Raw genomic sequence first — 12,717 nt, 5'->3', positions numbered from 1 at the left:
ACCAGAGTGATCATTGTCATCGGTAAAATAATCAAAGATCATGATGGTAATCCAACTATTATTACTGCAATTGCCCAGACTATTAATCAACGGGATAAACTTTTTAAAATCCAATATTAAATCTGATAATTTTCCCTCTTCTGATTGTACTATTAAATGAGTATGATTACACACAATTACATAACAGTAAAAATCATTGCTTTATTGTTTATGCAATAATCTAAACATTCAATTACGGTATCTATATAAGTTTGCGTGTAAAAACATCAATCCAATCTACGACCGTTGGTGTTATAAAATGTGGCAAAATTTGATTACGAATTCCGTATCCTTCTTTCATTTGATTTTTTTCTTATTCATAATGCTTGTAAGCAAAAACAGGGCAAAACAATGCGTCTAAAAAATATAATTCAATATAGTATAACACCAAAAAGAATAGGCTATTCATTCAAATGAGGTAACAGAAAACGTTATGAGAAGAAACTAAAGGCAATATTCTTTTGAACCTGTAGCATCTGTGGCTATAAGTTAATCCAAAGGAGCTATCTAATTGCTCCTGAATCAATTAAAGTTTGTTCTCCCGCAAAGATGCATAGGCATTTCTTTAAAACACATAACCTTATAGAAGCTCATTTGTTTCTTATGTTCTAATCAGCTTATTGTTGCGCTTGTCGGCTCTTGAGTTTTGAAGGGAGATTAATGCCCAGATGGCCGCTGGAATCCGGAAAAATGAGTCACGGTTTCGGTTAGAATGATAAAACTATTTTAGACAAATTTAAATTTTTGTACAAATTTACATCAACCCCAACAGCCTGTTTTCGGACTAGAAAAATATTGAGGTTTGTTAAGATCTAAATTCTAAACGATTTTACTTTTGTGGCAAAATCGTGGCACAAGCTATTTTTAAGAATTAAAAACTTAGTAACGACAATAGCTGTAGAAAATGGGTTCGAAACTTTATATCATTATGGAAGATACTGTATACTTTATATTTTTTTCAATTTTTTAGTATCCATTTGCTCCGCATATTATAAAATATGCAAATCCAAACAAACAGTATCAATTGAAAACCAACATTTTACATCTTAAGTTGTTTAATAATTTTCGCTTATTATTTGTATTTATATTTATATTATCTTTAAAGTATGAAAAGAAACGGCGAAATAATTATTATAGAAGATGATGAAGATGACAGAATGCTACTTAGGGATATTTTCTACAGTCTAAATTATCCTAATAAGATAACGTTTATAGAAGATCCTATGGATGCAGTCGCTTACCTTGCAGATCCACTGGTAATACCATTTATAATTCTCTCTGATATTAATATGCCGAAAATAAATGGTTTTGAATTGCGTGAAGAAATTCTAGCTGATACTATTATAAGTGTAAAATGTGTACCTTACATTTTCCTGTCCACATCCAAAACCCGAGAAAATGTACTTAAGGCATATAATTGCCATGCACAGGGCTATTTCAAAAAAGAGCATGATTTCCTAGCTTTTAAAAACGTTATACAAAACATTGTAGAATATTGGCTTACAAGCCTGACTCCAACTAATTCTTTATAATAACACCATTGCAAGGATTCGAATATTTATAAACATTTTTTGAGATCACCTACAGGTTGGTCATTTTTTCCGGAAGTTTGCCTAAAGTTAACTAATAAAAGGTTTTTTAATACAGTGTCGGCAGGAAAATCCTCCATAAACAAGTTCAACAATAATTACAGTAAGACCTGAAAAAATCAATTTAAATGCTAATTTAAATATTTAGAACAATCAAAGTTGAGCTAGTTTTCGTAAATTTAGATAAAGGTTCATTTATGGAAACATTACTCATATTACAAATAAAAATTCTGCAAATACTTGCTGTCAGATATGGTACTGACTGTACTTTAGAAGAGTTGACTAATCTTTGTACACAAGTCAGCAATTTCACAACAGTATTTACAGACAATTTGTCGAATGAAAACGAGAAACAAGCAATATTCCTAGATGCTTTAATATTCTTGAATGATCGTGGTCATATCTTTTTAAACTCAAATACTGACAGAAGTTCCATCACTATTAAAGGTCTGATTAAAATAAATAGTAAGGTTTATTGCAATTAACTTAAATCTAATAATCAATTATGTTGAATTTACTAACAATTCCACTTAATTTCTGAACATCGTTGGAAAAGAAGGAAGCATCATAGCGAATTAACTTCACTATAATCTTTATGTTTGAAGTTATTTCAGATGCAACCACAATATAAAAAAAATATTCCGAGTTTTGTAGCAGAATTGTGGCACATGGGTATCTTGAAAACTAGAAATCCAACAAAACCAAGGTCTGGCAAGTTTATGTTCGAAACTTTATAAGGCTTAATTTCTGAGTATACCCCTAGTTGTGCCAAATAGCAAACACAACCTGGATTAGTTCTCAAATTTTTCGCAATTATGTAAAGATACCACTTTTAAATCATCACCTTATAAAATCAATCTTGATATTTATCAATTCTTTTACTATCAAATGTCAATATAAGAAATCAAACTATATCGGAAATTTGTACTTTAAAAATGCACACAGTCAAGTGATGTGTACTAAATTTTAATCTTTCTAATATGAAAATTACTTTAAAAAATAAAAATGGCCTTGCCACTTTTTCTCTTTACAATGTTGCTTTTACTGTTGCAGACCTGGACAAGTCTATCACATGGTACAAAAATATATTCGGCTTTGAGCTTATAAGCCGTGTAACATTTAGTATTCCTTCCGGATCAGCAGAAACAGCAATTATTAAATCAGGAGAACTTCGTCTTGAGCTTTTACAGGTTGAAAATGCAAAACGAATCGAAGAATTGTTTGCTGAAGCACCAAATCACCTCATCCCTATTGGAAACAAATCTATTGTGCTACAGGTAAATGACCTTGCAACAGCTTCACAGGAGCTTGAAGAAAAAGGAGTGAAATTTGTTTGGCGTGAACTATATATTGCCAGTGATAAAATGCTTTGTACTATGATCGAAGACGTTGATGGAAATAAAATAAATATCTTTCAGACTGATACTATTATTGGGAATTAAACAAAATGAATTATGCCTAAATTTATAAAGCTATACCAGTTAAGGTACAGCTTTAATTTTTTTATTAATTATTTGGCTATAAAAAAATAGACCGTAATTACTCCGCCAATTGTGATTATTATTTTTTTTTATACTTCCTGAGTTATTTTTCGTGTAAGAGAAGCTCCATAATAACCACCGATAAGGCCTCCAGCGATCATAATTAAGGTGAAATACCAGTTTATAATCAGATTGCTAATCTTCCTGTTCTGTAAAAGCCATGCTTGGTAAATGATATTCCCTTTCATATTCCCTTCAGATTTCTATTATTCTATTAAATTATGATATTAATTAAATGGTCACGGTATTATCTTTATGAATTGAATTATTGCACAAAATTAATTTCATTAATGCTGTAAACAATTGACATAAAATAAAAAAGCACTTGATATATATCAAGTACCTCAAAATTGAATAGTACTTCCAAATTATTTTTTCGAACTCTGTTTTCTTATCCTGCTCAACGTTTCAGGTGCCATTCCTAAATAGGAAGCAATCATGTGCTGTGGCACTCGTAAAGCAATCTTTGGTTGTTTTTCGATAAAACTTATATACTTTTCTTCTGCATTGAGACTAATGCTATTATTGATTCTGTCCTGACTTGCTACAAAACTTCTTTCGATAATTAAATTAACCAAATCCTGAAATTGCGGTATGCTTTTCATGAGTCCGGCAAAATTATCTTTACTGATTAATATTAAAGTACTGTCTTCTATTGCGTCAATATTAAATCGTGACGGAGTTCCGTTTAACAGGCTTTCCCTGTCTCCTACCCAATAATTTTCAATTGCAAAATTAAGAACATGCTCAACTGACTTATCGTCTACACTATAGGTCCTTAAACATCCCTTTATTATGAAGGCATTAAAACGCCAAATATCTCCTTCCTGAAGCAGATATTGATTCCTTCTAAGTTTTCGTATTACGCATACTTCCCTGATCATTTGTAATTCCTGATCGCTGAGTTCTATCTTATTTTGTAAATATTCAGCAAAAACTTCAAACATATAAATCTTAAATTAAAATACAGGTTATTTGACACTGTAAATATAGTACAATTAATAGGGAAGATTTACTTAATCAAAAGAGGTGAAAAATCTTCTATCACAAACCGAATTTAAAATTATTCCAAAGTTTGTGGTCATCATAGGTTTTTATTGTCAGAAGTAGGATGAGCTCCTAAAAAATAGCATTATATAGAATTGAAGATGATGATCACTCAAATTAGATTCCGGCAGCAATCCTTAACACCCGATTAATTCAAGCTCACAAAATTCCGCCCACTTGTACATCAAAGAGAGAAAAAGCTTTATTATTCGACAGCAAAAGAAAGATTCCTAAAAGACTTCATTAAAACTACAACGGCCCCTTAGAGGAGTTACTTTGACATACCAAACCCGCGTGTTTATTTCTCGGCATGATGTTGCATTTCTATTATTTTTATATATCTTGCATCCTGCGAACGACACAATTTAAGGATGCAAATTTTGTAACAACACACTACAAGGCTAACCACAACTGGTCAGGCAAGTACATCTTTGACGGTGCAGGGATGCCATCCATAAATAGTTTTTTGGTGCAAAGCCGTTAAAGAAAACCCCAGCAAAAAGCATTACAGCTCCTTAGATAATTAAGTAAACATAAAATGGAAGATTATGTTTATGGACACCCCGCCTGATGCATTTTCTGTATTTGGCGGGTTTATCCAGATTCCCAAACCTTTAAGGAAAAACGTCAAACAGTACAGCAATAACAGGTATTGTAAAAAAAGAAATGCAGAAAACAGATTTGAAATCGGCTCAAATATCGGGTTATCCTTGCTGCAATTCCCAAACTTTAAAAAGGCCTGAATTCATAACTGCTGAACCGATATAATACTATTGCCGAGAAGGGAATGAAGAAGTTTGACATAAAAAAAATATCTAAAGGCAGCTGGATGTTTTCCCATAATGAGCTGCCAAAATTTACCTGCCGCTTTGAGCAGGGGAAATTCAATTACAGCCGCACCATAACAGGACTTTCAGACCCACAGGCGACCCGAAAGAAATCCAGCTGCTCCAGAGAATGGAAAAATGGCTTTCTGAGTACCATAGGGACAAAATAAATGGTTATTTTTTTGACTTTAGCCAAATTAGTGTCGTAATTCTAAAATAACGCCTTACAATTTGCGATCCTATTTAACAGCTGATGGATTACTGTATTGAAAATCAGCTGTAGAAGCCTCATGCAAGAGAAAAAACAGTCTACATATCAAAAAAAAAAAAGCAAATACGAATATTTGCTTTTTAGATACAAAATGGAAGTTGGCAAATAAATACATCAAAAAAGTAGATGGAAATACCTGTCTTCAAAAATATATTTACGCTTTGCTGTCGTTAATAATACTTACCAGATTCACTGATACTTAATAAGCAATACAAAGAACAGATTATCAAAGATATAAAAATTATATCTGTGTTTCTATCTTATTTTTGATATAACTTTGGTCTGTAAGGGTAGGAAGAATATCAGATCATGATAGGCCAGAAATAGTAAAAGCCTCCAAAACTTTAGCCTGGTTTTCTCCTCCACAGCTAAATGGTCATTATTACTATTGAAGAAATTAGCATAAGGGCTTTATGCTTTGGCAAAAATTCTTAGGGCCTCATTAATTCAAGCCTTACGGAATTCTGCCCATTTGTACATCAAAAGAGAAAAACCTTTATTTATATAGTACAGGATACTACGAGGTGTACTTCATATAATATGAATCACTATAATATCACTGCCAAAATGCAAAACCCACTTGTTAAGTGGGTCTTAGTGCACCTTTTATTGAGATCAAGTATTTGATCAGAATACTTGAATTGTATGTAGCTTGAATTGTAGTTTTGTCTTTTGTATCTAATATGCCGTATTAATTTCGTCATAAAAAATCCTTTAATTATTTTTTACACTTTAAATGGCAGTTTAAAATATATGGCAAATCTTCTACATTTACTTTTTTAAATATACTAGTACTTATTTCATAGAAACAATTACAAATTCACTTCTTCTGTTTAACTGATGCTCCTGCTCTGTACATGTGACATCGTCCGAGCATTTGTTTACTAATTTACTTTCACCATAACCTTGACCGGTTAAACGACTAGCAGCTATTCCTTTCCCTATAAACCATTTGATTGTTGCTTTTGCCCTTCTGTTGGAAAGTACCATATTGTACTTTTCAGTTTGTCTGCTGTCGGTATGAGATCTCACATCTATTTTCATTGCAGGATACTGTTTCAGGACAGCTAACACTTTCTCCAGTTCAAAATCGGCATCACTACGAATAAAGTATTTATCCAAATCAAAATAGATAATTGGGATTTCTAATGTCTTGGCCAGATCTGTACCTACTGCTACTTCTCTTATTTGCTTATCCAGTTTAATATCCAGCGCAGTTTTGTCCCCCGTTGGTTCGATATTAATTTTCTTTTCAACGGTCTCATAATCTGTTTTCAAAGCCCTCACATGATACATATTATTACAATTGACCAAAAAGTTGTAGCTGCCATCGTTTGCAGTAGTTGTTTCTGCGATTTGCTGAAAATTGGAATCAAACAGCATTACTTTCGTATCGGCTAAAACTTCATCAGTTTTCAAATCCGTTATAATACCGGACAATTTTTTTTCACAATTGAGTTTTCTTGTTTCAGTAAATTTATAAATATCATCACTCCCCTTGCCGCCTTCTTTGTTTGAAGAGAAAAATCCTTTTCTGGTATCCTTATCTATTATAAATGCAAAATCATCAAATCTCGTATTGACCGGCTCTCCAATATTCTGAACCTTATCGAAACTAGAGTCATCCTTAATTTTTGCAACAAATATGTCGAGCCCTCCAAGTCCGGGGCGTCCGTCGCTTGCGAAATAAAGTTCATTGTCCCCAGCTATAAAAGGAAAGGTTTCTCTTCCCTCTGTATTTATTGCCGGACCAAGGTTTTTTGGTTCACCATACGTGCCATCTGAGTTGATCACAACACTAAAAAGATCAGACTGGCCTAAAGTGCCTGGCATGTCCGAAGCAAAATAAAGTTTTGTTTCATCCAAACTTAATACAGGATGTGCAACGCTGTATTGATCACTGTTAAAAGGCAATTCCTTTATATTGGTCCATTTGTTATTAACCAAATCTGCCTTATATAATTTCAACAAGGTAATTCTCCTGTCATCCTTACCTTTTTTACCGCCCAAAAAGTTATTTCGGGTAAAATACATTGTCTTTCCATCTTTTGTAAAAACAGGCGTGGATTCATTGAATTTTGAATTGATCTTTCTCTCAAATCGAATTGGATCTTCAAGACTTCCATCTGCCTTCATTTCGGCAACAAACAGATTGGTAAAAGACTTGTTGGTCCATCTGAATGTTTTTTTGCTTACAATTCCCGTATCTCTTGCAGAGGCAAAGAAAAGCTTGTTATTGCTAATAGTACTGCCATAGTCGGATTGGTTAGAATTTATACCTGCATCCGCTATTTCAAACCTGCCAGAATTTAACTTTATCTGATCCAGATAATTCTTATTCTTGTCAAATAGGATACCGCGCGAATCTAATTTAGTCTTCTCATAAAAAGATGCTAACATTTTATCAGATTTAGCATACTCCCCCGTTGACTTGAGAGCTTGCGCATACCTGTAATAATATTCCGCTTCCTGTTGGCTGTTTAATAAAAAGAGAGCATCATACCATTTCAGAGCTTTTGTAAGTTCTGCATTAAAATAATAAGCGTTCCCCAGTCGCTGAAACATTTTTTCATCCTTATACCCGTTTTCGGCTACTTTTTCATAAATAGAAATCGCATCTATATAGGCATATTGATCGTATTGTTTCTCCGCTTTATTTAAAACTGTCTTTTGAGCAGTTCCTATAAAGCAGACACAAAATACCAATACAGTGTAAATTAAATTTTTAGTTTTCATAATTAGAAAAATCTTGGTGAGGTAATTCGTCCATATTTGTTTAAGAATTCAAAACGCAGGAATATTTCGTGAGATCCCGAATTATAATTAGCCAGTTTGGTCGTCTCACGATCGTAAGCATATCCCAGATAAAGACTCTCTGTAATCTGAAATCCTGCCAAAGCACTTACGGATGCACTCCACCTGTATGCGACTCCTATTACAAATTTATCATTAAACATAAAATTGGCAGAAGCATCTACTTGAAGTGGTGAGCCTTCAACCATTTTGGTTAGGATGGCCGGTTTGAACTTTATAGTTTCATAACGGTCTAAATCAAATACATAACCTGCAATAAAATAATAGTTGATTCGATCTTTGTAAATGGCAACCTCATTGTCATCATAACGATTGGTCTGTATGAAATTTGGAACAGATAAACCTACATATGCCTTGTCGGTGTGCCAATATACACCTGCTCCAACGTTTGGAGAGAACTTATTTTCGAGATTCTGAAATTGGGGATCCCCTTGATCTTCCGGTGTTAGTTTTGTGGGATCAAGCTTAAATAAATTTGCTGATCCTTTAATACCAAAAGAAAGTTTGGCTGTAGCCGATGTCGGTATAGAATACGAAAAATCTGCTGATAAGTTATTCTCGTTTGTTGGACCTATTTTATCATTAACTAAAGATACCCCTAATCCAACATTATTGCCAACCGGTGTATTTACAGAAAAACTGCTGGTTTCCGGTGCGCCATCTAGGCCAACCCATTGCGTACGATAAAGTCCAAAAACACTCAGGGCGCCACGAGAACCTGCATAGGCGGGGTTTATATTTATGGTGTTATACATGTATTGTGTAAACTGCGCATCCTGCTGAGCAAAACCTGCAACTGAACAAAACAATAAAACTAAAACTAATTTTCTCATTTACTTTATTTTTAAATAATGGCCCAGCTTTCACTAAGCCATTTCATATTTGTATAGTGTATTACTTAGTCAGGTATAAATATCCAGCTTCCTGGTGTGCGCTGGACTGTTTGTCTTTATATCGTACGATATAATAGTAAGTGCCTTCCGGTAATCCATTTGAGTCTTTTATAGTAACACGTCCTTCTGAAATACCTCTAAAGGCGATATCGCTATTATTATAGTGATCCCTTTCGAATACTAAAACTCCCCAGCGGTTGTAAATCTGTACCGTATTATCAGGATAGCATTCCAGTCCCTGAATGTAAAATCTTGCATTTTGACTATCTCCATTTGCAGAAACTGCATTAAAGATTTTAACCACGCAACCGCTTAGTTCCAAAATAGTTGGTTTATCTCCATCAAGATCACTAAAATCTGATTTGTCCACGATAGTGATTCCACTTTTCGTAGTTCCTGATGCAGTCGCCTGGTTGCTGATACTACCTGAATTTACATTTTCCTGCGTTAAAGTATAGGTTCCTGTAATTGATGAGTTATCTGTCTGTCCTACTCCTAGATTTATCGGACCGCCGCTCATTACAATTCCAAGTAATGGATCGGCTACTGTAATGTTCTCCAGATCCACGTTCCCAGTATTGGTTAAGGCAAAACTGTATGTCAATGTCTCTCCGGCCTCGGCATATCCGTTTCCGTTGTTATCATTCAATTGTACTGTTTTAACTATTGCAATTGCAGGAATCTCAACAAAAATCTCCACGGTCGCTGTACTGCAATTAGATGGATTCGCAGTCTCGCATATTTGATAAGAAAAGGTATGATTTCCTCCTTTAGTACCTGGTGCTACATCAATGGTACCGTCAGAATTAAGTGTAATTCCTGCTGGCATATTCAATCCTTTAACTATCACATCTGACGCATTCACAGGAGTGCCGTTAATTTTGTCATTATCCAGGACATTGAGCACTTCCAATGAACCGTTAATTCCATCTGCCAGTTTTATCGGATCTGCTACAGCTTCCAATACTGCTTCTGAAATTACCAGTGTTATCAATGCCGGACTTGCATCTATGCCTCCTTGGTTATCTGTTGCAGTGAAGGTAAATGTATCACTGCCTGTGAACGTTCCACTAGGATCATAAGTCAGCATTGCTGCTTCTGCTGGTGTTAGTACCTGATTGGCAGTTACCGGAATACCTGATATAGCCAAAACACCATGAGCAGGTAAACTTAATATTGTAAAGCTTACAATATTTCCGTCAATATCCGTTGCTGTTAATGGATTGATAGCTGTAGCTCCCGCTGTGGATAACATTGCCGCATTTGTATCGTCAACTGCAACAGGAGCATCATTCACTGCCGTAACTGTGATAAGCTCATTGGCCGTAGCCGTAGCGGTTCCATCACTGATCACATAAGAGATGCTGATGGCAGTAGCCGAGTTATAGTTAGCATTAGGCGTAAAAGTGATAACTCCCGTAGCCGAGATGTTTACTATTCCGTTTGATACAGTGATTGTTTGTGCTGAACCTGTCAGTGCTGTTCCGTTGATTGAAGTTACAGTCAGGATATCGCCGTCAAGGTCCGTATCCAGAGCAAGCGGGTTTAATGTCACCGTTGCATCTTCTGCAACTGTATAAATATCGTCAACTGCAACAGGAGCATCATTCACTGCCGTAACTGTGATAAGCTCATTGGCCGTACCCGTAGCGGTTCCATCACTGATCACATAAGGGATGCTGATGGCCGTTGCAGAATTATAGTTGGCATTAGGAGTAAAAGTGATAACTCCCACAGCCGAGATGTTTACCGTTCCATTTGGTACAGTGATTGTTTGTGCTGAACCTGTCAGTGCTGTTCCGTTGATTGAAGTTACAGTCAGGGTATCTCCGTCAAGGTCCGTATCCAGGGCAAGCGGGTTTAATGTCACCGTTGCATCTTCTGCAACCGTATAAATATCGTCAACTGCAACAGGAGCATCATTTACAGCCGTAACTGTGATAAGCTCGTTGGCTGTAGCCGTAGCGGTTCCATCACTGATCACATAAGGGATGCTGATGGCCGTTGCAGAATTATAGTTGGCATTAGGCGTAAAAGTGATAACTCCCACAGCCGAGATGTTTACCGTTCCGTTTGGTACAGTGATTGTTTGTGCTGAACCTGTTAGTGCCGTTCCGTTGATTGAAGTTACAGTCAGGGTATCTCCGTCAAGGTCCGTATCTAAAGCCAGTGGATTTAATGTTACCGTTGCATCTTCTGCAACCGTATAAATATCATCAACTGCAACCGGAGCATCATTCGCTGCCGTAACGGTGATAAGCTCATTGGCCGTAGCCGTAGCGGTTCCATCGCTGATCACATAAGGGATGCTGATGGCNAACTGCAACCGGAGCATCATTCGCTGCCGTAACGGTGATAAGCTCATTGGCCGTAGCCGTAGCGGTTCCATCGCTGATCACATAAGGGATGCTGATGGCTGTTGTCGAGTTATAATTGGCATCCGGTGTGAAGGTAATCACCCCTGTTGCCGAGATGTTTACTGTTCCGTTTGCTATAGTGATAGTTTGAACTCCGCCAGTTAAAGTCGTTCCGTTGATTGAAGTTACAGTCAGGGTATCTCCGTCAAGGTCCGTATCCAAAGCCAGTGGATTTAGTGTTACCGTTGCATCTTCTGCAACTGTATAGATATCATCAACTGCAACCGGAGCATCATTCGCTGCCGTAACGGTGATAAGCTCATTGGCCGTAGCCGTAGCGGTTCCATCGCTGATCACATAAGGGATNTTTAGTGTTACCGTTGCATCTTCTGCAACTGTATAAATATCATCAACTGCAACCGGAGCATCATTCGCTGCCGTAACGGTGATAAGCTCATTGGCCGTAGCCGTAGCGGTTCCATCGCTGATCACATAAGGGATGCTGATGGCAGTAGCCGAGTTATAGTTGGCAGCAGGCGTGAAAGTAATCACTCCCGTAGCCGAGATGTTTACTGTTCCGTTTGGTACAGTGATTATTTGTGCTGAACCTGTTATAGCCGTTCCGTTGATTGAAGTTACAGTCAGGGTATCTCCGTCAAGGTCCGTATCCAAAGCCAGTGGATTTAATGTTACCGTTGCATCTTCTGCAACTGTATAGATATCATCAACTGCAACCGGAGCATCATTCGCTGCCGTAACGGTGATAAGCTCGTTGGCCGTAGCTGTAGCAGTTCCATCGCTGATCACATAAGGGATGCTGATGGCCGTAGCCGAGTTATAGTTGGCATCCGGTGTGAAGGTAATCACTCCCGTAGCCGAGATGTTTACYGTTCCGTTTGTAACYGTTATGGTTTGAACACCGCCTGTTAAGGCAGTTCCGTTGATAGATGTAATTGTTAATGTATCTCCGTCAAGGTCCGTATCCAAAGCCAGTGGATTTAGCGTAACTGTTGCATCTTCTGCAACCGTGTAAATGTCGTCCACTGCAACCGGAGCATCATTCACTGCCGTAACGGTGATAAGCTCGTTGGCCGTAGCCGTAGCGGTTCCATCGCTGATCACATAAGGGATGCTGATGGCCGTTGYCGAGTTATAGTTGGCATCCGGTRTGAAGGTAATCACTCCAGTAGCCGAGATGTTTACCGTTCCGTTTGTAACYGTTATGGTTTGAACWCCGCCTGTTAAGGCAGTTCCGTTGATAGATGTAATTGTTAATGTATCTCCGTCAAGATCCGTATCCAAAGCCAGTGGGTTTAGCGTAACTGTTGCATCTTCTGCA

10 protein-coding genes are annotated in these 12,717 nt (G+C 36.8%); 3 read left to right on the top strand and 7 right to left on the bottom strand.

Annotation, left to right across the window (positions count from 1 at the left end; genetic code table 11):
- The first annotated feature begins 1,145 nt into the window (after nucleotides 1-1,145).
- The 3 genes from ASC72_RS11975 to ASC72_RS11965 all read left to right on the top strand — a co-directional run bounded on the left by ASC72_RS11975 (nucleotide 1,146) and on the right by ASC72_RS11965 (nucleotide 3,070).
- Nucleotides 1,146-1,571 (top strand): response regulator, encoded by a 426-nt coding sequence (locus tag ASC72_RS11975; protein WP_056191010.1) that lies wholly within the window; start codon nucleotides 1,146-1,148, stop codon nucleotides 1,569-1,571.
- A gap of 254 nt (nucleotides 1,572-1,825) precedes the next feature.
- On the top strand, nucleotides 1,826-2,113 hold the full coding sequence (locus tag ASC72_RS11970; protein ID WP_056191008.1) for a hypothetical protein: 288 nt from the start codon (nucleotides 1,826-1,828) through the stop codon (nucleotides 2,111-2,113).
- 495 nt (nucleotides 2,114-2,608) lie between these two features.
- Nucleotides 2,609-3,070, top strand: coding sequence for a VOC family protein (locus ASC72_RS11965; protein WP_056191006.1), 462 nt, complete (start codon nucleotides 2,609-2,611; stop codon nucleotides 3,068-3,070).
- A gap of 128 nt (nucleotides 3,071-3,198) precedes the next feature.
- On the opposite strand, the gene ASC72_RS24100 is transcribed toward ASC72_RS11965, so the two are convergent.
- The 7 genes from ASC72_RS24100 to ASC72_RS24810 all read right to left on the bottom strand — a co-directional run.
- Nucleotides 3,199-3,357 (bottom strand): hypothetical protein, encoded by a 159-nt coding sequence (locus ASC72_RS24100; protein ID WP_157849278.1) that lies wholly within the window; start codon nucleotides 3,355-3,357, stop codon nucleotides 3,199-3,201.
- Between the two features lie 180 nt (nucleotides 3,358-3,537).
- Nucleotides 3,538-4,116 (bottom strand): Crp/Fnr family transcriptional regulator, encoded by a 579-nt coding sequence (locus ASC72_RS11960; protein WP_056191005.1) that lies wholly within the window; start codon nucleotides 4,114-4,116, stop codon nucleotides 3,538-3,540.
- 1,993 nt (nucleotides 4,117-6,109) lie between these two features.
- Nucleotides 6,110-8,050: an OmpA family protein gene (locus tag ASC72_RS11950; RefSeq protein WP_056191001.1), complete on the bottom strand. Its 1,941-nt coding sequence runs from the start codon at nucleotides 8,048-8,050 to the stop codon at nucleotides 6,110-6,112.
- 2 nt (nucleotides 8,051-8,052) lie between these two features.
- A complete protein-coding gene (locus ASC72_RS11945; RefSeq protein ID WP_056190999.1) occupies nucleotides 8,053-8,961 on the bottom strand; it encodes a type IX secretion system membrane protein PorP/SprF in 909 nt (302 codons plus the stop codon).
- A 61-nt stretch (nucleotides 8,962-9,022) separates the two neighbouring features.
- Nucleotides 9,023-11,320, bottom strand: a complete 2,298-nt coding sequence (locus ASC72_RS24820) for an Ig-like domain-containing protein (RefSeq protein ID WP_056190996.1) — start codon at nucleotides 11,318-11,320, stop codon at nucleotides 9,023-9,025.
- Nucleotides 11,321-11,339: 19 nt separating this feature from the next.
- The coding region (locus ASC72_RS24815; RefSeq protein WP_371258454.1) for an Ig-like domain-containing protein at nucleotides 11,340-11,735 on the bottom strand (396 nt) is incomplete at its 3' end.
- A 10-nt stretch (nucleotides 11,736-11,745) separates the two neighbouring features.
- Nucleotides 11,746-12,717: Ig-like domain-containing protein (locus ASC72_RS24810; RefSeq protein ID WP_206743213.1), on the bottom strand; the 972-nt coding region annotated here is incomplete at both ends.

It is taken from the genome of Flavobacterium sp. Root420, assembly GCF_001427905.1.
In the GTDB taxonomy this organism is placed as follows: domain Bacteria; phylum Bacteroidota; class Bacteroidia; order Flavobacteriales; family Flavobacteriaceae; genus Flavobacterium.
The sequence above is the reverse complement of the archived record's forward strand: the minus strand, read 5'-3'. Positions and strand labels throughout refer to the sequence as shown.

Excerpts from the sequence above, each read along its gene's own strand:
- ASC72_RS11975 (WP_056191010.1), top strand. The coding sequence starts at position 1,146 with ATGAAAAGAAACGGCGAAATAATTATTATAGAAGATGATGAAGATGAC.
- ASC72_RS24100 (WP_157849278.1), bottom strand. The coding sequence starts at position 3,357 with ATGAAAGGGAATATCATTTACCAAGCATGGCTTTTACAGAACAGGAAG.
- ASC72_RS11950 (WP_056191001.1), bottom strand. The coding sequence starts at position 8,050 with ATGAAAACTAAAAATTTAATTTACACTGTATTGGTATTTTGTGTCTGC.
- ASC72_RS11965 (WP_056191006.1), top strand. The coding sequence starts at position 2,609 with ATGAAAATTACTTTAAAAAATAAAAATGGCCTTGCCACTTTTTCTCTT.
- ASC72_RS11970 (WP_056191008.1), top strand. The coding sequence starts at position 1,826 with ATGGAAACATTACTCATATTACAAATAAAAATTCTGCAAATACTTGCT.
- ASC72_RS11945 (WP_056190999.1), bottom strand. The coding sequence starts at position 8,961 with ATGAGAAAATTAGTTTTAGTTTTATTGTTTTGTTCAGTTGCAGGTTTT.
- ASC72_RS11960 (WP_056191005.1), bottom strand. The coding sequence starts at position 4,116 with ATGTTTGAAGTTTTTGCTGAATATTTACAAAATAAGATAGAACTCAGC.